We start from the raw sequence: 23,809 nt of genomic DNA on the forward strand, positions 1-23,809 counted from the left end.
AAGTGATGTTAATAGCAAGTCTATCTTTCGATAGTTGTGTTATTTGTTTTCAGGGAGGTCGCTGTAGCGGTATTCTTTGCCATCACGCAGGAGATAAACATCATCTGAAGTCTGTGCTCCGGAAATGTAGCGTTCAACTATAACATCACAAAACTTCTCATCAAGTTCAATGGTGTGACAAATTCGCTGAGTCTGGTCACAGGCAATAAGGGTGCTACCAGAACCACCAAATGGATCTAGGACAACACAGTTACTGAGACTTGAATTGAGAATCGGATGGGTCACAAGAGCCACCGGCTTCATTGTTGGATGGGAACCATTCTTCTTAGGTTTTTCAAATTCCCAGATGGTGGTTTGCTTTCTGTCGGCGTACCAGTTGTGCTTGCCTTTCTTCTTCCACCCAAAGAGGACAGGTTCATGCTGCCACTGATAAGGGGACCGACCAAGAACCAGTGATTGCTTTTTCCAGATACAGGTGCCGGAGAGGTAAAATCCGGCTTCAGAGAAGGCTCTTCTAAAGTTTAGTCCTTCCGTATCTGCGTGGAAAACATAGATGGAGGAGTCCTGGGTCATGACAGCTTCTGTATTGGTAAAGGCAGCCAGTAGGAATTCATAGAAAGCAGAATCCCCCATATTGTCGTTTTTGATTTTACCGGCAGAGCCTTCATAGTTTACATTGTAAGGGGGATCTGTCACCACCAGATTTGCCAGCTTTCCATCCATGAGAAGCGTGAAGGTTTCTGCCTTTGTAGAATCACCGCAGACCAGTCTATGGGAACCCAGCTTCCAGACGTCACCCAGTTTGGTCATGGCGGGTTTTTCCAGCTCTGCATCCACATCAAACTCATCATCGTGAATGCCATCTTTTAGGGAATCCTTAAACAGGTCATCCAGTTCAGAAGGATCAAAACCTGTAAGGGAAACATCAAAGTTAGCACCTTGCAGATCAGCAATAAGAAGAGCTAGCTTATCCTTATCCCAGTCGCCAGAGACTTTGTTCATTGCAATGTTTAATGCTTTTTCCTGTTCAGTGTTCAGATCCACCACAACGCATTCTGCTTCCTTTTGACCTAGATGCTGAAGCACACTAAGCCTCTGATGACCTGAAATCACAGTGTTATCATTATTCGCATTAACGACGATAAGCTCCACATATCCAAAATTCTCAATGGAGGCTTTTAGCTTTTCAAACTCTGGATCTCCAGGCTTTAGTTCTTTTCTAGGATTGTAGACTGCAGGATTCAGATCTGACAGCTTTATTTTTTGTATATTCATTTTGAATCACCATCTTGGAGAAACTTCTCCGCCACCTTTCTTAAATTTAAATTGAAGTCCACGTTCTCCCAGGGGAAGAGTGATGAGTTAAAATGACCATAGGTTGCTGTATCGGAGTAGATTGCATTTCTTAGGCGCAACTTTTCAATGATAGCCGCCGGACGTAAGTTAAAGATTTCTTTTACCAGTTCACTTAAATCCTCGTCATTGATTTTCCCTGTGCCAAAGGATGTCACATTAACCGCTACTGGATTTGCTTTTCCAATGGCATAAGAAATAGCTACCTCGCATTTATTACAGAGCCCGCTCCAAACAATATTCTTAGCAATGTACCTGGCCATATAGGCACCACTTCGGTCAACCTTAGTTGGGTCCTTTCCGCAAAGTGCTCCACCCCCATGAGAAGCCAGACCACCATAGGTGTCCACCATGATCTTTCTTCCGGTAAGTCCAGTGTCAGTAGCAGGACCACCCTCAACAAATCTGCCTGAAGGATTGATGAGTATTTCTGTTTCATCATCCAGTGGAAAATCCTCGAAGCACTGCCAGAGCACGTTGTTTAAGATATCTGGTTCTAGCTGTTTTTGGGTTTTATCTTCATGGTGCTGGACAGATACTACCACAGTCTTAACGCGGATAGGTTTATCCCCATCGTACTCAACGGTGACTTGTGCTTTGCCATCTGGCAGGATGCCCTTGATGATTTTTCCTTTGCGACATTCATCAATGCGCTTGACGATTCTATGAGATAGAAGTAAAGGTAGAGGCAACAGTTCACGGGTTTCGTTGGTAGCATATCCATAGACAGTGCCTTGATCACCAGCACCGATGGAACCGTATGGATCAATAATTCCATTTCTTGCTTCAAGTGCTGTATCTACACCAGCCGCAATATCTACACTTTGATGATGTACAAACACAAATACTGTAAATTTCCAAGGGTTATATCCCACCTCACGAAGTACATTTTTTACGATAAGGCGAATGTTAATTTTTTCGCTGCAGGTGATCTCGCCCGCCACGATGATTTTACCTTTAGTAGCCATAACCTCACAGGCCACGCGTGAAGCTTTGTCTCTGCGAAGGCAGGCATCTAAAATGCTGTCTGCGATTAAATCAGAAAGCTTATCAGGATGTCCCTTGCAGACACTTTCTGCGGTTCTGTAGTTTTTACTCATACCATTATCTCCCATCTGTTTTTATTTGCCCCTACGAGCAGAAAGAAGTCTTTCCATCACATCATCCTGGGGATTTGCTCCTTTGTAATCGCCAGTACAGTTTTCTTTTACAATCTGGAATATCTCAAACCACAGACGATTGGTCTGGTTCATGTAGTTCTGGCCCATGGATACATAAGGACTTTGAATGGCATTTCCTGTGGTGGGGTGCTTAGCAAGAAAACCATATTCAGTAATGGCTTCTTCACACTGAATCCACCTGGCAACACTCATGGCGTACCGTTCAAGAAGCTGCGGAGAAACCAGCGCAGCGCAGCCTCGTTTATCTAGCCACTGCCATGTCGCTTTGTAGATTTCACCAGCCACTAGAGCCTTACCGTCTTTTTGTATGGCTTCAAGCATTTTATTTGGTTCAGGCATTTCTTGTCCTTCAAGATCTGCCGTATCAGAAAACTCCATCACAGTCAGTTTCCTGCCACCGAGATTTCCTTCGGCTATTTTGTCAGCCAGAGGTTTCTTTTTCGCCCCTGCACCAACACGAGCACCACCTCTGTTCGTACCGTCTTTTGCCAATGCTTACACCTCCTTTAAAAATTTTTATATTTTTTTTCATGAAGCACGCCTTCAAATTAATTGAATGATTCTCAATAATTTATTGTTGAAATTCTAATTGAATAATGTTCAATCAAATCTAAGCTTGTTATATGACTTACAAACAACAAAACAACATATTTATTGAAGTATTACTTCAAATACTTCAAACAACTAAATATTTGACCAGTTACTTCAATTTTGATATTATACAATCAAAGCATAGGAGGTGCACGATATGGAATATAAACAACAACAAGTCATCATGAATAACATTGATAGACTTCTCGATAAGCAAGGCATAAAACGTAGCACGATTGAAGATGCGCTTAGCATCAGCAGAGGTTATCTATCGCGTTTAAAAAGATCAGAGGGCAAAGCCTACACTCTAAGCTATGATCTACTGAAAAAAATAGCAGATTATTTAAATGTCTCTATGGATTACCTGACACTTAACACTTTCGACCATACAACAGATGAAAATTCCCTGATCGATTTTTTCGAATCACTGTATTCCATGTCTATTGAAGACAATCTGTTTTGGAATGTGATAGAACTGAATGAACTTAATAGAATAGAGGACGACCCTGATTATTGGGGGAGCCTCGGTCCTATTGCTAAAAAAATTGAGAGAGCAAACCCTGATGAGCTTGAACTTTTTCCCGATTACATTGCTAAAAGTGTAGAAGACTACATATATCAAGATATTACTCTTTGGAGTATACTTTGGGTCGGTTGGCAATCGCTGGGAAAGGGTCGAAAAATTGAAGAGGTTGTATACACCAAAGTTAATATTACTGGTGAGGTCTTCCATACCTACCTTGAAAAAATTAACAGTACTTTGTATTTATACCGTGTCGAATACACCGATTCAGATGGGGTTAACAAATTATCTGACATTATTGAAGCCTATCTTGTCTCCGATGATGAAAATCATTTCCTCTGCAATTCGACCGATTGGGGTGAATATATCTCATCCAAACTAAGAGACCTATATCAGATTGCCAGAGACAAATGTTCCGATACCAGACTCAATGAAGATGCAAGAAAGCTTCTCAAACAATTTAATGCCAATTAAACCTACTATTACAAAAGAAAGGAGGCCATATCATGAACAACAAAATTCATCCCTTGAAAGACCACCACAGTTCTTTCCAACTTCTAGATATTAGTGCATATATAGAATCCTTTAATCTGGATCCTCAACATACCAGCATTAGCTTGAAAATCATCAACGGAATGACTTTTACCTTTAATTGGTCGACTGGCAAGTTCAACTATTTGCGTCATGCCTGATATGTAGTTAGTTCTCCCTTATCACATGGTAAGGGAGTTTTTTTGCGCTTGGGCTATACCCTCGTTTGAATCTGCGTTTTTTTATACGACACCCCAGCCCGCTGTCCAGAATTTTTAGTCGTAGGGATTTAGGTACCCGCACCCCAGCGGTCGCCGCTCTCAGCAGTGATCTTTGAGTGACATGACTTACAAAGGGCCATCAGGTTACTGGTTTCATTGCCACCACCTTTTGATAGAGGTAAGATGTGGTGGACTTCTTCAGCAGCTTTAATCCTTCCGTTCTTTTCACACTCCTCACAAAGAGGATGGGCTTTGATGTAGCGGTCTCTTATTCGTTTCCAGGCCCTGCCGTATCTTTTATTGGACTTAGGATCTCGTTGGTACTGGTTGTAACGCTTCATGACAATCTTTTTATGCTCGGTGCAGTACTCTCCGCCGTCAGCAAGCAGACCGCAACCTGGGTAAGAACAAGGACGCTTAGGTTTGTATGGCATGGCTTCACCTCCTTTAGGGCATAAGAAAAGCCCTCGTGGGGTGTTCCCATGAAGGCTTGTTTACATTATTATCTCTCAATTATAGCGTACTAAAAAAAACAACTGCACTCAAGTGGACTCATGTGGACTTTACTATCCTCTTTGAAGTTTTCTACTTTTAAGCACCGAGTTGATACCAGGGATTAGCTTGGTCACATTCTTATTGATGATATCTGTTGTAATTCTGATCATCTCCCAACCTTCACCAAGTTTATTGGTAATGACCTCATCTCGGATGCTCTCATATTTTTGTCTGTCTTTCCCATGATAAATCTTGCCATCAATCTCAAGGGCAACTTTCATCTCAGGTAGTATGAAGTCAACAGAGTAGTCGAAGATTTTCACCTGGTGGAACGCTTTAACGTTACGACGGATAAGTTCAAGTGCCACCATTATTTCTTCAGTACTCTGGTACCACCCAGTCCTGCTCAGGCTCTCTTCTACAAGACGGATGGCATCCTTGTAGTGTTCAATGCCGGTGATTTTTGAGATCCTTTTTACGGCGTTTTGTAGCTTCATTTGTTTCTTATCCGTACTGATCACTTCCCCTTCTTCTCGCGCCTGCCGAACCAGTTCAGCCCTGCAGTCCTTGCAGGTATATTTAGTACCACGAGTGTATGTCCAACTATAAACAGGTGTAGCGCAGATATGGCAAGGTGGATAATAACAGTTGGAATCTCTACCATCCTTACCAATGGTTATTCCGTCTTCTATTGCTTCATGCCAACTCATTTTTATTCTCCCTTCCAGCCAATACAGCATCTACAGCTCTAAGCGCTTTACGGTGAAGCTTCAGCACCCAGCTTACAGAATAATCAAGATCATAAGCGATATCTTCCCAAGGCTGATATGACAGGTACCGTTTCTCTAGAATCAGCCTGTACTCAATGTTGTTCACACCTTGGATGATCTCAATAATGTTAATCTTGCACTTTAGAAGTTTGGCAAGATCATCGTTCAAATTGTTTTTAATATCTATAATCTTACATACAGCATCTGCCATTGGAGATACTGATTTGCTAGGGTTATTAGGCATTCCATTTATGGCCGTAGTGCAGTTCATAGCCATATTTTCCAGGGATGCCACTTGCTCAAGCTTACTGTTTATTCTTTGATCCAATCGATAGGCTTTACTAAGATATTCTTTAGCATTCATTGTTTGACCTCCTCTTTCAGTTTTCGGAGAAGTATCTCCGGTTCTACCGCTGTAAGTTCTCTATACCAATCAGAGCGTAAAAACCTCTCTACTTCAGCTTTTGTGCGTTTTGCAGATTCATGGCGAGGATGCTTCATCATCTTCTTTAGTGCATCCCTATAGTCCTTGACGGCTAGTAAAACTATGGCATTGGCTAAATCTTCATAAGGATCGCTCATCGCTTCACCTCCAGTTTCGCTTTTACTGCCTCGATTAAAGATGCTTGTTTTTTTTCTTTTTTTGTAAGTGCTGTCATCACATCTTCATCTATGGTGTCCTTGGTAATGATGTGATGAATGACAACCGTATCCTTTTGCCCTTGTCTGTAGAGTCGGGCATTGGTTTGCTGGTAGAGCTCCAAGGACCAGGTGAGTCCAAACCAAACAAGTGTGGAACCACCATTTTGAAGGTTAAGTCCATGTCCAGCACTTGCAGGGTGGATCACTGCTACAGGAATTTCACCTTCATTCCACTCTCCAATATCCTTTGATGACTTTAGCTGCCTTACTGGAAATCTCTTCTGAATACGATCAAGATCATGCTTGAACCAATAAGCTATAAGCACTGGTTTCCCGTTGGCTCCTTCAATTAAATCTTCAAGGGCATCAAGTTTTCTATCGTGAATAAAATGTGCCTTGTTCTTCTCGTCATAGACAGCACCGTTTGCCATCTGAAGGAGTTTTCCTGAAAGTACTGCAGCATTTACTGCATCGATTTCTTCTGCTCCTAAACTTGCTACCATATCATCTCTAAATCCAGAATAAATGGCCCGCTCTTTTTCATTTAAATACACAGGCACTGTGTTTATTACGCATTCAGGCATTTTTAGATAATCAATGGACTTCATAGAAATGGTGATATCGGATATCTGACTATAGATCTTTTCTTCAGCTCCTGGCAGGAGTTTATATGAAAAGACGATCTGACCATTGCGTTTATCCGGTATGAAGTAGGTATTACGGTAGTGGGTTATGTACCTACCAAGCCTCTGTCCCAAATCAAGAACACGGAACTGTGCCCAAAGATCCATAAGTCCGTTACTTGAAGGCGTACCCGTCAGACCTACAATTCTTTTCACTGCTGGCCTTACTTTTAAAAGGCTTTTAAAGCGCTTAGCGCTGTATGATTTGAATGAAGATAACTCATCAATAACCACCATATCAAAATCAAAAGGAACTCCGCTTTTATTAACAAGCCAGTCGACATTTTCACGATTGATGATATAAAGTGTGGCTCTTTTCATAAGGGCATCTTTTCTCTCTTTTTCAGTTCCAACAGCTACAGAATAGGATAAGCCTTTTAGATGATCCCACTTTTTAATTTCATTTGCCCACACCGTTGTTACTCTTAATGGTGCAATCACAAGAACCTTACTAATATCAAACTTATCGAACATCAGATTATGAATAGCAGTAAGTGAAATAATTGTTTTTCCCAAACCGCAGTTAAGAAATATCGCTGATGTCGCTTTACTCTCAATAAAATCAATACAATAATTCTGATACTGATGTAAATCATTTCTGGTCAATAAATCTTCCATACACATCACGCTCCTTACTTACAGCATGAATCCTTGAATGTTCTGATTTGCTTAGTACTACTAAATTCTCAATGTGATTATTATGATGGTTGAAATCAATATGATGAACTTCTTCATTATCAGTCAATTTGCGACCTAAAGTTTCTTCCATAATTTTTCTGTGTATAGGAACGCCTCCAACAAGTGGACTATACCCACAAACTCCTGTCCATCGCTTAAAGCTGTGTCCACACTCAGGCTTACAAAAATTATGGTTTGATCGATTAACATCAGATCTTTTTTTCTCAAATTCTAGATCACACCAATCGCATTTTACTGTCATGCGCTTTGTTTTATATTTGTTAGCACACTTTGATGAACAAAAGAAATGAATGTTACGTTTCTTGTGGCGACCTTTGTATTCAAATTCTTGACCACAATAATCACAAATTTTTAATCTTTGTAGTCTGAATCGTTCTGCATTTGCTTTACCTAAGCAGGTTCTTGAACAATAGTTACGCTCTTTTATCATCGAACGCTTTCTTGAAATTTCTTTACCACACCAATTACATTCTATTTTTAATCTCATCAAGCACCTCTCCAATCTGTTCTACCCTATCAACGCAGTAAACCAAAAATCCTAACGCTTCCAGTTGTCTTTTTCGCCTTACTTGCAGTGGACGCATCTTTTTGCCTGGCGCCTTTAATTCAACAAAGGCCATTCTTCCCATTGGTAGGAGTACAATTCGGTCTGGCACACCATCTAACCCCGGACTAACAAATTTTAGTGCCACACCACCCCTCTTTTTCACTGCTTTTACCAGTTTTTGCTCGATGATTTTTTCAGTCACTTTTTTACCTCCCATCTGACACAAGAAACACAAATTCACAAGCGTTTCCCTATATTTACTAACGCGCGTGTACGTGCACAGGTATCTACTATCTACTTTTAAGAAAAAGCATTTCTAATATAAGGGTAAATCTTGTGTTGTGTTGTGTTCTTTATCCGCCATATTGATAAAGTCGCTGCCTACCATATATGGGCAAACGCTTAATACTGCTGGTTCGTTCCCATCCGGGGATCTGAGCCATGAGTGCTGCGATCTGATAACTATCGGTGGTCTTTAATTCTGGTAGATTACGATTGAAGCACTCACACCATATTTCTGCATTGCTTACAGAGGTTCGTGTAACAGTTCCTGTATGCTTATCCCCACCAAATTCGGTTCCACTTAGGTAGTTTCTACGGGCAAACAAATCCATGCTATCCCAATCATCTGGAAGTAAGGTATTCAGGTACTCCTCCACCATACCAACACGCTCATCAGCCTCCATGGCACCCTTCTGGGCCTTTTCAGCTTCTTCTAAAATGTCACCCTCGAGATACAGTTTTTCACCTGAGTTCCATATTTCTTTTGCTTCTGCCCAGAACTGCTGCCTGTATTCTTCAGTGAAATTCCATGTCTTTTTCTGCTTTTTCTGATGTACCTTGATGATCCAAAATCGGCGGTTTCCTGTGATGTCACGTAAATATCCACGCTCACCATTTACCGTTGCAATGACAATGCACTGTCTGGGATGGCTTTCCACAACTCTTCCGTAGGATGGTCTATATTTATCGTCTGAGGTAGAGAGGAAGGCTTTCACTTTTTCAATGTCGGCTTTTTTCATCCCGGCAAGTTCACCGATCTCAACTACCCAGAATCCCTGAAGTTTTTCAGCACCTGACTTGTCGTCCATATCGGTAAGGGATAGAGTTTCAGAATAGAAGTCTGCTGTTACCAGGTCTTTCAAAATTGTGCTTTTGCCAATACCCTGGTCGCCATCAAGCACTGGAACGCAGTCAAACTTAATTCCAGGAACGTATATCCGGGCAACCGCCGCTGCAAAGGTCTTTCTAGTCACTGTGCGTATATACTCAGTGTCATCAGCCTGAAGATATTTGATGAAAACATCCTCCACTCGTTTAACTCCATCCCACGCAGGAAGGGAATCAAGGTAATCCCTTATAGGGTGGAATCTCCGATCATCAGCAACCTTGGTAAAAGCAACATCGTGGTTTCTACTTGAGAACGGAAGGTAGCGAATATCCATAATGGACTTAAGCTGGGCTGTGTCGGCGTCTCTCCAAAACACGTTACCTTCCGGTCTTTCCCACGGAAGTGGTCCAGTGACCTGGATACGGTTTGATAACTCGTTGAATGCAAAATTCTTAAAATCAGGATCATGATTCAGGATAAGGTTTAAGTTGTACACGCTGTTTTCGAGTACTTGACTTCGGGGCTGATATTTTAGTTTTTCTTTCCAGTCGTCACCAAGATCTGTGAAATCCACTTCAGCTTCTGCAAGTTTTTCATTGGTAGCAAAGACTTTCACCTGATCGATTTTCATTACGAAATCACACATACTCTTAAAGGACTTCTTAACATCGTCATCTCCAAACTTATGGATACGGACGATGTCAAAGGCGTTACATAATTTAAGGTAGGCCGGGTCCTTGGCATGATGGCTGTATACGAACTTGCCACCTTCTTTGATTTCAACACCCGCCATGCTACTTGACTCGATAAAATGGTAGCGGTCCTCATTTTCTGTCGGCGCGTAAATATCTGATAAAAACACATCGATCGCTTTTGTGACGGGGAAGTAGACCCTATTGAAAAGCCCGACAACGCCTTCCTTTTCAAGAGGATCCTGCACCTTCTGATGCGATACTGTATTTGCCTTGCTCTCCCTCGATGAAGTTGGAAGTCTTGTAGGATCAGTCCATTCAGGATGAGCAGTTAAAATTTCATCTGGATTAAGCCAGTCTTTATCCACTTCCTTATAGATGAAGTTTCCATTGGATGGAGTGCTTGACCAGTACATAAGCTGGTTTGGGAGATAAGAGCATTCATCAAAATAATCTATGCCCAGCATCTGAGCAAGATATCTTGAAACTGCTACAAACTCTTCTGGTGATACATCTCTTGTAAGAGGCAAGATAATGCGCACCCTCGGATTTTCTTCAGTACTGCTATGGGTGGAGTATAGAACTGAGGTATACTGGGCATTCGATTCATAGTTTTCAAGAAACTCTTTATCAATGCGGTCACCATCTAAAGCAATCATCGAGCGGAGCTCCACAGTGCCAATTTTCCTGCGACCGCCTTTTAGAACACCTGCAACAAAACCACCTTGATCTTTTGCATCATCCTTTTGGGATTTGCTGAACTTGGCATATTCTTCTGCTGATTCAGTTGTACGGATTGGAGTCTTCAACCTATCTTTTAGTTCATCAAATGTGATTTCTTTGTTGACCCACTTCTTCGCCTGGCGGCTGTTCCCGTAGGCAATGGCTAATTTTCTCATAAAGAATCCACCTCCTCGAAATCTTTATTGAAGTATCTGATCGGCTGTCTACGTTTCTTAGCCTTTTCAATTTCAATACTCATCCCTCTTGAAATGACATCACCGAGCACCCACACCTCCTGGCATTTGCCCATGAGGATAATGTCCATGAAAATTGCTAGGTCGCGCTCCTTTTCATTGTTGTCATCCATGAACTGTGGAAACATTAAATGTGGAGCCAGTGGAATGTTACCTTTCTCTAGTGCAAACCGGCAGAAGTCTTGCGCCCTCTTTATGTTCCCTTCGGTATCCCCATTGAATGGTGAGCAAATATAGACAAGAGGCTTGAAGGCAGCTTTTAATGCTGCCTTTTCCTCACGAGTGACGTTACTTAGTGCTTCATATAGAGTAGGGTCATAGTATCCTTCAGCATTGAACTTATTTATGCTCATAACAGCTACCCCCTCTAGTTAATTCTTCTGCTTTGAGAAAACCCATATAAAATTCTGGTGAAAAAATCCCACATACATCTGTTTCAAACCATAGAACACCTTTTTCATCAACAAACCCTGTAATGCTTGTATCTTGAAAATGCTCATTGTTAATAACGCTTGATTTAAGTGGGAATAGGTCATCTATTAATTCGATTAAGCCATCTGAATCAAAAATGTCTATCAGACTAGAGTCCCCTACTTGTTGAGCCACTTGTTGTGCTACAGCTACCGCGTCTTCATATGAAATTAGATGCCATTCTCCAATAATTTTAAATTCCTTTAGTTGAGTTAAAATTTTACTTTCAACTTCATAGCCGTTCTGATAGGGCCCTAAAGCCATATATCTTGAAACACGAAAACCACCTGTTCTTTCTAAATAGTTAATTCTTTCTGTATAATCCTTTGAAACCCCAATTTTTACATGGTTTTTGCATTTTTCAATGACATAAACCCATTGGTCTGGCTTTTTAATTTTTTTACTCATATCACACCTCCATCTCAATCTGTGGGTAGATACCGTCGGCCTTCAGCTGCTCATAGATGAAGAGTCTGCCTTTTTGCGTCCATTTGGTATGAACTTTCGTATGCTTTATGCCTTTGCTATCCTCATAAACGTGTGTGTTGGTTTTGGTGTATCCATTGGGAGCATATTTTTGATACAAAAGCCAAATATCACCTTGCTTAAACTGAATTCCTTTTTCATGAAGGTATTCATTCATGCGGATCCCGCTCCAACCGTAGTCTTTGGCAATAACGGAGATGTTCACGGCATCCTTGCATTTAAGAACCACATCGTAATAAGTAGCTTTGGGTTTCATTTCAGCAATTTGCTGCTGCCCCACTGCAACTGCTGCCATAAGTCTCTTGTTCTTCTCACGTTCTTCCTTAAGTGCAGTAAAAGCGGCAATGGCAAGATCGGGATTGGCTATTAGTTCATCCGTTGCGTACATACCATGCTTTCGAATGGCTGGCAGCACTTCGCTTGTAACCCAACGCTTAAACTTCTTCGCTTTTGGCATTTTGCTTGAGAGAATAAGACTGTAAAGACCTGATTCGTTAATAGCAGTCATTGTTTGATTTCTACCGATGGCGTCACGAACCGTTACGTCACTCTTGTCCTCTTCATCCACATGATCAATTAAAGCTTTGCGAGTATTGGAGTAACTGAGAATATCAGCTACATCCTTGCCAACAAAGTATGGTTGACCGCCAATTGTTGTGGTGCGTACAGAACCAAAATCTGCATTGTTATAAACTTGTAATTCCATCAGAATTACCTCCTTAAATTTTTTGAAGGCTTGACCCTTCTAAGTGGTAGCCTTGGGAAAGGGTCAAATCTGACGATTCTGATATTCTTCTTGTAATTTTTTAGTTGCTCTCTTTAATTTTTGAGTGATGTTGTTTTCATCAGCGCCGATGGAGTTCGCATACTCACGAATTGGAATTCCATCGATACGGACTGCAATAAAGGCATCTGCCCATTCAGGTTTTTTTATAAGAGTTTTGCGGATCCAGACGCAAATAGCCTCGCATTCATAATCTCTACTGCGTGTTTCATCATCGGAGGTTGTACAGAGATAATCCATAATGTTAAAAGACTCATCATCTAGTTCACCTTGGATATATCCCCTCTTGCCATTTGATTTTTTCATCTTGGGATTAGGGTCAATCCGCCTTGTTTCCCTCCGCCAACCGTTGTATTCTTGGGAGTTCAACAGGTCAAACATCTCTTGCACAGTTTCACAGCGCTTGACTTCATCTTTCTTTTCAGGCTTAGCCTCTGCAAGACGCTGCTCATAGTCGATGTCCAGCATGATGCTGTAATCGCCATCCGGAATTTCAATTGTGGTGTAGTTCTTGTGACCGTTTTTGATGTTTTCTTCATACAGTACTTTAATTTTCATTTTGTACTCCTTTCCGTCCTGGCATTGACGGCGGAATACAAAAAGAGCCTGTGGAGAAGATGACCACAGACTCCGCTTGTCCTAAAAATGGGCACACGAAATCACGGTGGGTGCATCTTCATTCCAAATACAGTCTTTATCACTGTATTCTGAACTCTTATGCATCCCGCCGTCCGTATGCGCACTAGGACATTGAGATTTTATTTAGAAGCCAATCGGCTTTCTAGAAACTAATATTTAAAAAAACTTGACCTGTAAATCTAATTTCCGCTATGGTTATATTGAGCTGATTTCTTTCTTTGTAAAAATAAAAACGACCAGGAAATCCTCTTTTATAAGGGATTCATCCTGGCCGTCCAGCAGCTCTTTAGATGTTATGATGCTATCGGATAACTAAGTATTTCGAAAGCATCTATACTTATTCTTTTAATGACAGTTTCTGTCCTATCTCTGACAATCGTTAATTCACCACCCACGGCAAGCTTTATTATAGTAGTCTGCCTTTTGTATTTTGATTCAATCAATCCTGTCTTCGCATCCATAAAACACACAATGTGTTCTTGACAATCTTTTATCGGTTTTAACATACTTCGCCCCCTCATATTTTCTGCTAGAACGAAAAATGACCGAGATAGACAATAACAAATATCATAAAATGATATCGCTATAATCTACCCCGGCCGGTTACTTATTCGAACTGCACTAGCAGGTAAAAATTTCAATTATTAACTGTATCGTACTCCTTCGACGATAACGCGTTCTTTTTAAAAATCTATTTTATATCTTGGTAAAACCCTACATGAAATCTTCATTATTTCACTTAATGGTGTATATGCGACGATCTTTTCATCCTGCCCTTCTGTATAGCATAGTGCCAATTGATCATTTACGATTGCCACCTTACCTTGATTTTTTCTTTTTCCATTCGTTGTAATTACTCGTGAATTTTCACATTGATTTTCTACAATCATTTAGAGATCCTCCTCATCATCAAAGTCTATTGGCTCGAACAATTCCATATCACTTTCATCCTGTTGAATTGAGCCCTTAAAAAAAGAACTTGCTACAGCGCCATCATACCTTTTAAGCTGAGTTTCTTCCATAACACAATGTTCAACTAAATCAACCAATACAACAGTAACAAGACCATTAACCAATAAGTCATGAGAATCAATACGTTTTAGGAAAGTCTCGTATACTTTCTCATCAATAAAAACAAATGAATACTTTTCATTTTCGTATAAATCACTTTCAAAACTGTCACTAGCAAACACCGAGGCAATTTTATTGATAAAATTTCCAACATAAGCTTCAACGACACTATCATTTGATTCTTCATTTAATATTGTCGGGCAAAGTCCAAATTTCCATGTGCTATATGGAGACATTCCGCTTACTGAAAATCCAAAACTATAATTCCTTGGAAAAACTCGGTCCATCTGAGCTTTATATCCATTAAGTGAATATCCATTGAACGTTCCACTAAGTCTTCTTAGAGTAAATCCCCTATTAATAATTTCATTCTGAATGATCATTCCAGCACTTCTCTCATATTCCAACGTAAACACACGTCGTTTAGACGCTGAGTTGCTTTTTGATAATTTGCTATCTTCATCCTTTGATCTCATCCCATTAGCAGCTACTAAAGTCTCAAATGTAACCTCAGAATCTTTATCTGCGATTTTTGCTATTGCTTCAAGTAACTCAATACTTACCGGATTCCCCCCTGACCAATTACAAGCCCTTGAAATCGTTGGAGCGCTTACTTTTACACCCGGTGAAGATCTTTTAATATCGTCAGCAAACGTTGCCATTGAACGTTCACCTCTAACTTTATTTATTTGCTCTCTTAGTTCTTCAGCATTTGGGACTGAATACTGCACATAATCTAACATTCCAAACCCTCCGTTTCATTTTGGAGAAATATCGTTTCTACTCTATGAAATGATTATACGTTTTAGAGTTGAATCTGTCAATTGTTTTATTTCATTTTTGAGAAATAATTTTTCAATAAAATGAAATGGTTGTTTTTGATGCTTTCTTGAATAAAAAAACATAAAAGCCCGACAAACTAATAGACAGCTTGTCGGGCAACAACTTCAGTACCCTCACAGGTACATTAAGATACATGCTTTTACATAAGTTATATCTTATACAACAATATTCGCACTCATTAGTTCGGCTTGTTTAATAACAATCTCAATTGCATTCAAAGCCTGTTCTGGTGGATACTTATATTTACGAAGCAAATGCTTAATCTGAGTTCTCATATATGCTCTTGCTGATTGCTTTTTGTCCCAATCAACTGTCCTGCTTTTTTGAATAAGAAGTGTTAATTCATGTGCCATCTCAATTAAAATTGAGTCATCCATATTTTTTAATACTGCTGGATCCGCAACTAGTGCATCATAAAAAGCTAACTCTTCATGTGATAAACCCTTATCATCTCCCGCCTTATAGGCATCCATCATTTCTTTTGACAGATTAATAAGTTCTTCAATAACCTCAGCGCTTGTTATCATTCTATTATTGTATCGTTTCAAAACATCTTGCATCTTTTCAGAAAATAGTTTTGCCTTCACAACACCAGTTCTTGCAAAGATTTTGATATTATCTTCTAATAAATTACGCAACAATTCTGCCGCGATATTCTTATGCTTCATTTTGAGAACTTGAGCCATATATTCATCCGATAATAAAGATATCTCTGGATTTTTCTGTCCAGACTTTTCAAAGATATTAACCACACCATCTTGCTTAATAGCTTGTTCTAACATCTTCAGAATCCGGGCATTAATCTCGTTGGATGTAACTCCACCTTTACCCCCTACTTTCCATAGGCCAGCTTTTACACACTTAAAAAACTCAATTTCTTTTTTATCATGTTCACTAATAAGACTTCGGCAAAGTGTTTCTGCTTGACTGAGCGCAGTTGCTTCTCTTATATACTCTTTTGATTCATCTTCCTCAAACCCCAATGCAAATTCAACACCATCTGCAATTACTTTAAGTCTCTTTGTATCAGATTCTCCAAAAAAGTCATTATAGTTAAAACCATAGAACATATCGCGCAAGACTTCTAGTTTCGCCATTGCGATCGAATAAGCAACACTTAAATCAGGAACCTTATCTTGGTCACGTTTAGTGTACTGTTTCAATGCTGATTTTAGTTCTGCCGCCATACCAATATAATCTACAACGAGTCCAGCCTCTTTGTCTGGATATACTCTGTTTACACGAGCAATAGCCTGCATCAAACTGTGATCCTTCATTGGTTTGTCAATATACATTGTTGCGAGTGATGGAACATCAAACCCCGTCAACCACATATCAACAACTATCGCAATCTTAAAGTCACTTTCAATATTTTTAAATTCAACCATCAAACCATCACGATATGCTTTATTACCTGTTATATCATGCCATTCTTCTGGATCCTGATTGCTCGAAGTAAGGACTACTTTTACTTTTTTATCCCAATCAGGACGTTTTTCTAACATCGTCTTATATAAATTAATCGCAATTTTTCGAGTCATACAAACAATCATCGCTTTACCTGTTAAAACATATTGCCGGTCCTCATAGTGAGCAATAATATCATCTGCTAGCATATTCAGACGATCTGTTGAACCAACAATTGCTTCAATGCTTGAAAGATCTGCTTTTGATTTTTCTATCTCAATTTCAGTAGACTCTCCGGCTATCTCGAAATATTCCTTATCAATTTGTTTAAGAATTTCTTCATTTAATTTCAGTTTTGGCGTTCTATTTTCATAATAAATGGGTACCGTTGCTCCGTCATCCACAGCTTGAGTCATATCGTAAATGTCTATGTATTTACCAAATACATCTATCGTGGATTTATCTTTCATATCAATTGGTGTGCCAGTAAATCCAATGAAAGTCGCATTAGGAAGAGCATCACGCATGTGTTTTGCCATTCCATACTTCCATTCACCAGTTTCTCTATCGAGTTTAGCTTCTGTACCATATTGAGAACGATGTGCTTCATCCGCCATAAAAATGATATTACTGCGATCATTGATAATGTCATCGCCTTCCTCAAACTTCTGAATCGTTGTGAAAACAATACCGCCCGCCTTAACCTTAAGTAGTTCCTTTAGATGACTTCTACTTTCAGCTTGTTTAGGTATCTGACGTAAAAGCAGTTTCGAACTGGCACTAAAAGTTCCAAAGAGCTGATTATCCAAATCATTACGGTCTGTAAGTACTACTATGGTTGGGTTTTCAAATTCCGGGTCGCCAACTATTATTCCTGTGTAAAAGACCATAGACAGACTTTTTCCACTACCCTGCGTATGCCAAATAACGCCGACTTTTCGACTCTTCTCTCTTAATGCTTTTCTCGTACTTTCCACTGCCTTGCGCACTGCAAAGTACTGATGATATCCTGCTAATATTTTTACAGTTTTCCCTAGAGTATCTTGAAATACAATGAAGTTACGAATGATATCTAACAAACGTTCTTTTGGAAACATGCCATTTAGCGCTACCGTAAAGAAGTCAGTTTTGTTTTCTAATGGTTTCTCGCCATCTTCCGACTTCCACTCCATATAACGCGTATAATCAGAGGTAATAGTTCCAACTCTAGTGTCAATTCCGTCACTTATAACATTAAAAGCATTATAATTAAAAAGTTTAGGAATATCGAGCTGATAATTTTTCACCTGTTTATAAGCTTGCTCTACAGTAGTATTGTCGTTCCCCATATTTTTTAGTTCGAAAAGCACCATAGGAATTCCATTAATGAACACCAAAATATCAGGCCGTTTTGTTTTATATTCAATAATCGTGAACTGATTTATTATCTTAAAATCATTCACTGTCGAATTATCAAAATCTATAATTTTTACAGTGAAAGTTCTATTTTCACCATCCTTCTGGTATGGAACCGGTACACCCTCAACAATATATTTATGAAAGGTTGCGTTTAGATCTTCTATTCTGAGAAGCCCAAGATTTTTAATTTCCTTAAAGGTTTCAGAAATTATCTCTTGAGTAATTCCAGGATTTATATTGAGCATCGATGCTCTAAAGCAATCTTCCAGAATAACTTCATGGTAATCTCGTTCAAGATCTGGACCATAAACATATTCATATCCTTTTTCCTGAAGTTCAGAAATAATAGCTTGTTCTAATGTATTCTCATTAACCGCCAATAGTTTCACATCCTTTCATAAATTAAAAATTAATCCTTCAATTAAACTTCTCAAAAGACACTTTCTTTATCTTCCTTGATTAAGATTAACTTTTTATCCTATTCTTCCAATTTATTAATATATAAGAAAGGGTAGGAATATAGTTCATAATCTTTATCAGTAAAATACTTTACTTTATCTTCCTTTATTACCTGACCATTTCTGCTCCAACGTAGATTCCAATTACAATCACATGGTTGGATAATTGGATACAGCAATTCTTCATTTTGTTTTTCTAGATACCATGTCCATTTGGGTCCTTCTTTCTCAACTTCATAAGGCTCAACATCCCACAACTCTATTTTGTCTGTATTACATTTGGATGTAATCGACGCAGTATTTACTAAAACCCCATAGTATGTTAATTCATGTTCGCTCCTGCCAGTATACGGCAATTTTTTAAAACCCATTTTTATCCAAAATCGTTCGGAAGATTTAGGCTCACAGAATAGTTTTATAGCTTTAAAACCTTTGTTTCTAAAATACTCTGAAATAGCTTGAAAGAAGAAATTACCATAGCCTTTACCACGGTATGATGAATCAATAACGAAAATGTCAATATTCACGAGAATTTCGTTTCTACTCCATGTGACTAACCCAATATTCTCCCCTCTGTGCTTCAATACAATTGCGTTACCACTATGAAATGAATCAACAATAATGTTTTTATTGTTATAGAATCCAACTCCATTGATATCACATTCTCTTTTCAGCCAAACCAAGATTTCTTCAATATCTTCTTCAACAGGTGCTGCTTCTATATAATCCTCATCATTTTTCATTTAATTTCACCTCACCTCTAAAATCAAGTTCAAGAAAATCTCGCCCCTATTACATAATTACAGAATATTAAAATTTATCGTACTAAATATATAGATCAGAAACGTCCAATTCGCCACTCATTAGCTTTGGTAATAGTGAATCTCTTAAAATCGTTAGTTTTCTGTTTTCCTTTGCATTTGAAGCAATCATTTTCATCATTTGCGAAACATTTTCTTCAAATTCTATCAACGCAGTTTCATCAGGCATTACGATTTCAACACTTAATAGTTCTGTTTGGTTTAATCCAGGTTGTGCCGCTTTACTTGATGCTAAAGTATAAATATAATCTCTATTTTTCTTATTATCCAGAGTGAAATACAAGAAGAACTGATACTGATTTTCGTTTGAATTCAGTTTATATACATGTTCGTTAATTGCGCATTTTGCATGAGGAAAATCATTCAATGCCATTGATGTTTTTCCTGTATAGGCTCCATCCTTATATAGAAGAACATCCCCAGATAAAACACGTCCTCTTTTTAGTTTTTCAAAGAACTCCTCATTAATATATTTTTCTCCAGAATAATCATACACGCCAAAACTTTCAATTTTTTCTGCTCCAATACTAGGCACACCACTTTCCTGGGCGCCTCCTTTTGGTCTAGAACCAGTTTCAATACTGCTAATTAAATCACAAAGTTTTGCATTTACCTCGTAGTTGGAGATCAACTCCTCATACAAGACCCTACCTTGATCTAATAAATTCCTATTTAACGCATCATTATTTTTTCTCTTTTTATCTAATGAGACTAAAATTGAAGATATTTTTTTCTGAACATCTAAGGATGGTAATTGTATTTCTAACTTTTCTAAATCAGCCGCCTTTATTGATGGATATGCTGAAGTGCTTTGTTCCGCAATTGAGTGTAACTGTTCTGTTAAAGTTGTTTGCGTCAACCAATAATATAGAAAATCAGCATCAGCTATACTTTCATTAACATCAATCACAGTAAAGCCTGTTGATACTAAAAAATTATCTGGTTGTTCTTTTATTATTCCATAATGCAACTGATTAGGTCGCACTGTCGAATATATAATACTATTATATTTAACTTTTCTTTTTGCTCTACTTGGGAGTTTTCCTTCTGAAATATTTATATATTGTATTTCTTCTATATCATTTCCAGTTATATTTCCTGTGTCCAAATAATTTACAAATTCCCAACCATCCTTATTTGAATAAGATGTTGCATTTGTTATGCAAATATCTCCCAGTAAATGTGTTTTCCATTCGCCCATCAAATCACCTACTCTATATTTTATGTGTACATTTTATAATTACCTTGTCTATAAATAAATTATAACTAGTCCGACAAATCACAATTTATCTTATTTACTATATCCTATTGCTGCAAGTTTTTTAACAATTTCACCTTCCAGTTTATGAGATTGTTCAAACAAACCAAATAGTTCCGTCGTAAGCCTTTCCATCTTTTCTTCAAATGGTTCTCCATCTTCTTCTTGCTCTTCTATGCCAACATATCTACCAGGCGTTAAAATATAATCCTGCTGCGCTACTTCTTCTAGTGTTGCACTCTTACAGAATCCTTGAATATCCTCATAATTTTCTCCTAGTCTCCAATTATGATAAGTCGAAGCAATTTTTCGAATATCTTCTTCTGAAAGTTCTTTAACCTTCCTGTCTATCATAAATCCAAGAGTACGAGCATCTATGAATAATATTTTCCCTTTTGCAGCATCTGTTTTTCCTTTTCTCATAATCCAAAGAGAAACCGGGATACCAGTTGAATAGAACAACTGACCAGGCAATGAAACTATACATTCAACCACATCACCTTTGATCATATTCTTTCTAATTTCACCCTCGTTAGAAGTATTGGTACTCAAAGAACCATTTGCTAATACCGTCCCAGCAACACCACCAACCGGATTCAAATGATGAAGCATATGCTGAAGCCAAGCATAGTTTGCATTCCCAACCGGGGGAACGCCGTAAGCCCATCTTACATCATCCTTTAATCTTTCTCCGCCCCAGTCAGAAATGTTGAAAGGCGGATTTGCTAATATATAATTTGCTTTTAAAGTTTTATGTTGATCATCATGGAAAGAGTCCGCATTATGTTTTCCAAGATTTGCCTCTAGGCCTCTTAAAGCAAGATTCATTTTTGCAAGCTTCCATGTTGTCGGATTACTTTCTTGTCCAAAAATTGAAACATCTCTAATGTTTCCCTGATGCTCTTTTACAAAACGTGCCGACTGACTGAACATCCCTCCAGAACCGCATGCTGGGTCATATATTTGACCTTCGAAAGGCTCTATCATCTCTACTAGGGTACGCACAACACATGAAGGTGTATAGAATTCTCCACCCAATTTACCTTCTGCTGAAGCAAATTTACCTAAGAAATACTCATATACTCTTCCAAGTACATCACGTTCTTGAGCAGCTGTTGTTCCTACATCAATATTTGTAAACAAAGTCACTAATTCACCTAAACGTGTCTTATTAAGGTCTCTACGAGAATAGTTCTTTGTTAGAACTCCTTTTAAAGAATCATTCTCTTTTTCAATAGTTTCCATTGCTTTGTCTATGACTTCACCTATATCTGTGTTTGTTGCATGTGCTTTTATATAATCCCATCTTGATTCCTTTGGTACCCAAAAAATATTATCTGCAATATATTCATCACGATCTTCTTCATCACCATAACCAGCTGCTTTTAGCTGATTATATTTTTCCTTAAAAGAATCGGAAACATATTTTAAAAATATTAAGCCTAAAACTACATGCTTATATTCAGCAGCGTCCATATTTGATCTGAGCTTATCGGCTGCTTGCCATAATTGTTCTTCAAAACCAATCTTAGTTGTACCATTTGCCATATTTGAACCTCCATTATTTTATATAGGTTTTTTAGTCTTCTATTTTTTCTGTTTTTCTAGTACGTCTAGGATCTTCAGGTTTCTTTGTATCCTCTGGAATCAACCATGTATTCCCCTTTAAAATAGCTCCTTCTATCCTATTCTCTCTACATAAAGTAGTAACACGTCTTCGAGATAATTTCCATTTTTCAGCCATTTCTGTTGTCGTCAAAAACTCCATGATTACCCTCCAATCTAAACTTCACTCCATATCATTGTATTCCTTTATAGGAATACTTTCAAGCAGTATATTTATAAATTTTTCTTTTTGACCAATGCCAAATCAGTCTCAATATCCATTCTCTTAGTAAACAGAAATTAAACAATTAAATTGATAACTATCTTATCAACTCGCTGCATTTTTTACAGTCATCTTGTCAACTCGCAACCCCTATCGTTAACTTAACCACTCAACCATAAACTTTGCTATTCTTAGATAATTTCCCACAAAATAAAAAACCGTGATTATCTTTCCGGCTTAAAACCAGATCTCAAATCACGGAAAGTGCTTATTTACTTATGTTTCTACGCTCTTACTTCTCTACTCTTGATAGCAATACTACCGTCTCCACGTGCCATATATACATGATATTCAGCCAACCATCTTATCTTCCATATTGCTAGTAAAAGGAAACTTACCTACTTAAAATACTTCTCCAAAAACGGATATTCTTCCATCAGTTCAATTAACTGATTCACCTGGTCTTGAACCATTTCCTGATCACCTGCTTGGTTGTATAGGTTTGCTAAATCTAAAACTAATCTCATCATGCAGCTTCACCAAAAAAAGGTAACGTCTTACAAATACACATAAGTCTCAGAATCTAATGATATCAGACTCCTTGTTGGCTCTGTTTTTGAGACAGAGTTCCCATATTCTTTTCTTCTATTGTCTTATTATCAATTTGAAACTGTGGATTTAAGTAAAAACTACTCTGGTACTAAAAGCCTATTCCACAAATACGGTAAAGTCGTTTTGTTTAATTAGGTGACTAATGCCAATCTCAGTCCAAATATTGTAAAATAATTTCATACCAAGTTTTCAATTCATGATAATTTGACCAGTCACATTCCAAACCGAAGTGTTCATGTTTTCCACCAGGATTTATTTCAAACAATCGGTGAAAATCTGTCACCGGTCCAATATATACAGGAACATCATAATTCAAGAGTTCTTCTTGGTATTTAAACTGATCGCCTGTGATATCAATAACCCAATCATCTACAAGAAGCCATGTATGTGCCTGTCTACTGTCAATATTATCACCATAATATGTTCCATTTACATATGTAACTAAGTTGCATCCATTATCAATAAGATATTGAGCTAAAACATCACTTGTATGGCCGCACTGCCCGACAGGGAATTTTCTAAAAAGCTCTCCGGATTCATTATTCTTTTTAGCAGCTATAATCGCTTCTCTAAAACTATATACTAATTTCTCTAATGACATTATTCCGCCTCCACAAATTCTATTTTTCCTTTGTAAACACTATAATTGTCACCACAATCGTCTATAATCCTCATATGTTGTTTTGAACTCAATTATGTGCCCTCAGAACAACAATA

The 23,809-nt window shown here is 38.4% G+C and carries 27 protein-coding genes; 2 read left to right on the forward strand and 25 right to left on the reverse strand.

Going from position 1 to position 23,809, the window contains the following annotated elements; translation table 11 throughout:
* Positions 1–39: 39 nt before the first annotated feature.
* From JOC49_RS05045 to JOC49_RS05055, 3 genes are read right to left on the reverse strand one after another with little or no spacing between them, the layout of a single operon-like run.
* Positions 40–1,275, reverse strand: coding sequence for a site-specific DNA-methyltransferase (locus tag JOC49_RS05045; protein WP_204663044.1), 1,236 nt, complete (start codon positions 1,273–1,275; stop codon positions 40–42).
* A complete protein-coding gene (metK, locus tag JOC49_RS05050; RefSeq protein ID WP_204663046.1) occupies positions 1,272–2,453 on the reverse strand; it encodes a methionine adenosyltransferase in 1,182 nt (393 codons plus the stop codon). Before metK ends, JOC49_RS05045 begins: the two co-directional genes overlap by 4 nt.
* 21 nt (positions 2,454–2,474) lie before the next feature.
* Positions 2,475–3,026: a P27 family phage terminase small subunit gene (locus JOC49_RS05055; RefSeq protein ID WP_025434920.1), complete on the reverse strand. Its 552-nt coding sequence runs from the start codon at positions 3,024–3,026 to the stop codon at positions 2,475–2,477.
* A 256-nt stretch (positions 3,027–3,282) separates the two neighbouring features.
* Between JOC49_RS05055 and JOC49_RS05060 the strand changes: the two genes are divergently transcribed.
* Positions 3,283–4,122 (forward strand): helix-turn-helix domain-containing protein, encoded by an 840-nt coding sequence (locus tag JOC49_RS05060; RefSeq protein WP_204663048.1) that lies wholly within the window; start codon positions 3,283–3,285, stop codon positions 4,120–4,122.
* Positions 4,123–4,154: 32 nt separating this feature from the next.
* The gene (locus JOC49_RS05065; protein ID WP_204663050.1) at positions 4,155–4,340 is read left to right on the forward strand and encodes a hypothetical protein; all 186 of its coding nucleotides are present in this window, start codon (positions 4,155–4,157) and stop codon (positions 4,338–4,340) included.
* A 128-nt stretch (positions 4,341–4,468) separates the two neighbouring features.
* Here JOC49_RS05065 and JOC49_RS05070 read toward each other — a convergent pair whose 3' ends face one another.
* The 22 genes from JOC49_RS05070 to JOC49_RS05170 all read right to left on the reverse strand — a co-directional run bounded on the left by JOC49_RS05070 (position 4,469) and on the right by JOC49_RS05170 (position 23,693).
* Positions 4,469–4,834: an HNH endonuclease gene (locus JOC49_RS05070; protein WP_204663052.1), complete on the reverse strand. Its 366-nt coding sequence runs from the start codon at positions 4,832–4,834 to the stop codon at positions 4,469–4,471.
* 132 nt (positions 4,835–4,966) lie between these two features.
* Positions 4,967–5,416, reverse strand: a complete 450-nt coding sequence (locus JOC49_RS13235) for a DUF559 domain-containing protein (RefSeq protein WP_341534653.1) — start codon at positions 5,414–5,416, stop codon at positions 4,967–4,969.
* Between the two features lie 175 nt (positions 5,417–5,591).
* Complete coding sequence (locus tag JOC49_RS05080; RefSeq protein WP_204663056.1) at positions 5,592–6,029, reverse strand: DUF1492 domain-containing protein; 438 nt, start codon at positions 6,027–6,029, stop codon at positions 5,592–5,594.
* Positions 6,026–6,247: a hypothetical protein gene (locus JOC49_RS05085; protein WP_204663059.1), complete on the reverse strand. Its 222-nt coding sequence runs from the start codon at positions 6,245–6,247 to the stop codon at positions 6,026–6,028. The genes JOC49_RS05080 and JOC49_RS05085 overlap by 4 nt, the downstream gene beginning before the upstream one ends.
* Entirely contained in the window at positions 6,244–7,608 is a 1,365-nt protein-coding gene (locus JOC49_RS05090) for a DEAD/DEAH box helicase (RefSeq protein WP_204663061.1), read from the reverse strand. Before JOC49_RS05090 ends, JOC49_RS05085 begins: the two co-directional genes overlap by 4 nt.
* On the reverse strand, positions 7,583–8,176 hold the full coding sequence (locus JOC49_RS05095; RefSeq protein ID WP_243423604.1) for an HNH endonuclease: 594 nt from the start codon (positions 8,174–8,176) through the stop codon (positions 7,583–7,585). The genes JOC49_RS05090 and JOC49_RS05095 overlap by 26 nt, the downstream gene beginning before the upstream one ends.
* Positions 8,154–8,438, reverse strand: coding sequence for a VRR-NUC domain-containing protein (locus JOC49_RS05100; protein WP_204663063.1), 285 nt, complete (start codon positions 8,436–8,438; stop codon positions 8,154–8,156). The genes JOC49_RS05095 and JOC49_RS05100 overlap by 23 nt, the downstream gene beginning before the upstream one ends.
* Before the next feature lie 151 nt (positions 8,439–8,589).
* Positions 8,590–10,938: a virulence-associated E family protein gene (locus JOC49_RS05105; protein WP_204663065.1), complete on the reverse strand. Its 2,349-nt coding sequence runs from the start codon at positions 10,936–10,938 to the stop codon at positions 8,590–8,592.
* Positions 10,935–11,369 carry a DUF7768 domain-containing protein gene (locus JOC49_RS05110; protein ID WP_204663067.1) on the reverse strand — a complete coding sequence of 145 codons (435 nt, stop codon included), beginning with the start codon at positions 11,367–11,369 and terminating at the stop codon, positions 10,935–10,937. Before JOC49_RS05110 ends, JOC49_RS05105 begins: the two co-directional genes overlap by 4 nt.
* Entirely contained in the window at positions 11,356–11,895 is a 540-nt protein-coding gene (locus tag JOC49_RS05115) for a GIY-YIG nuclease family protein (RefSeq protein ID WP_204663069.1), read from the reverse strand. Before JOC49_RS05115 ends, JOC49_RS05110 begins: the two co-directional genes overlap by 14 nt.
* Before the next feature lies 1 nt (position 11,896).
* The gene (locus tag JOC49_RS05120; protein WP_204663071.1) at positions 11,897–12,679 is read right to left on the reverse strand and encodes a phage antirepressor KilAC domain-containing protein; all 783 of its coding nucleotides are present in this window, start codon (positions 12,677–12,679) and stop codon (positions 11,897–11,899) included.
* Between the two features lie 63 nt (positions 12,680–12,742).
* On the reverse strand, positions 12,743–13,315 hold the full coding sequence (locus tag JOC49_RS05125) for a sigma-70 family RNA polymerase sigma factor (RefSeq protein ID WP_204663073.1): 573 nt from the start codon (positions 13,313–13,315) through the stop codon (positions 12,743–12,745).
* A gap of 374 nt (positions 13,316–13,689) precedes the next feature.
* Positions 13,690–13,902, reverse strand: coding sequence for a hypothetical protein (locus JOC49_RS05130; RefSeq protein WP_204663075.1), 213 nt, complete (start codon positions 13,900–13,902; stop codon positions 13,690–13,692).
* Between the two features lie 177 nt (positions 13,903–14,079).
* Positions 14,080–14,286 (reverse strand): hypothetical protein, encoded by a 207-nt coding sequence (locus JOC49_RS05135; protein WP_204663077.1) that lies wholly within the window; start codon positions 14,284–14,286, stop codon positions 14,080–14,082.
* Positions 14,287–15,210: a hypothetical protein gene (locus JOC49_RS05140; RefSeq protein WP_204663079.1), complete on the reverse strand. Its 924-nt coding sequence runs from the start codon at positions 15,208–15,210 to the stop codon at positions 14,287–14,289.
* Positions 15,211–15,465: 255 nt separating this feature from the next.
* On the reverse strand, positions 15,466–18,495 hold the full coding sequence (locus JOC49_RS05145; protein WP_204663081.1) for a type I restriction endonuclease subunit R: 3,030 nt from the start codon (positions 18,493–18,495) through the stop codon (positions 15,466–15,468).
* Positions 18,496–18,593: 98 nt separating this feature from the next.
* Entirely contained in the window at positions 18,594–19,316 is a 723-nt protein-coding gene (locus tag JOC49_RS05150) for a GNAT family N-acetyltransferase (RefSeq protein ID WP_204663083.1), read from the reverse strand.
* Positions 19,317–19,398: 82 nt separating this feature from the next.
* Positions 19,399–20,595 (reverse strand): restriction endonuclease subunit S, encoded by a 1,197-nt coding sequence (locus JOC49_RS05155; RefSeq protein WP_204663085.1) that lies wholly within the window; start codon positions 20,593–20,595, stop codon positions 19,399–19,401.
* A 90-nt stretch (positions 20,596–20,685) separates the two neighbouring features.
* Positions 20,686–22,200, reverse strand: a complete 1,515-nt coding sequence (locus JOC49_RS05160) for a class I SAM-dependent DNA methyltransferase (protein WP_204663087.1) — start codon at positions 22,198–22,200, stop codon at positions 20,686–20,688.
* Between the two features lie 31 nt (positions 22,201–22,231).
* The gene (locus JOC49_RS05165) at positions 22,232–22,420 is read right to left on the reverse strand and encodes a helix-turn-helix domain-containing protein (protein ID WP_204663089.1); all 189 of its coding nucleotides are present in this window, start codon (positions 22,418–22,420) and stop codon (positions 22,232–22,234) included.
* A gap of 458 nt (positions 22,421–22,878) precedes the next feature.
* Complete coding sequence (locus JOC49_RS13360; RefSeq protein WP_279381197.1) at positions 22,879–23,010, reverse strand: hypothetical protein; 132 nt, start codon at positions 23,008–23,010, stop codon at positions 22,879–22,881.
* 233 nt (positions 23,011–23,243) lie between these two features.
* Positions 23,244–23,693 (reverse strand): hypothetical protein, encoded by a 450-nt coding sequence (locus tag JOC49_RS05170; RefSeq protein ID WP_204663091.1) that lies wholly within the window; start codon positions 23,691–23,693, stop codon positions 23,244–23,246.
* Between the last annotated feature and the right edge of the window lie 116 nt (positions 23,694–23,809).

The organism is Fusibacter tunisiensis, assembly GCF_016908355.1.
GTDB lineage: Bacteria > Bacillota > Clostridia > Peptostreptococcales > Acidaminobacteraceae > Fusibacter_D > Fusibacter_D tunisiensis.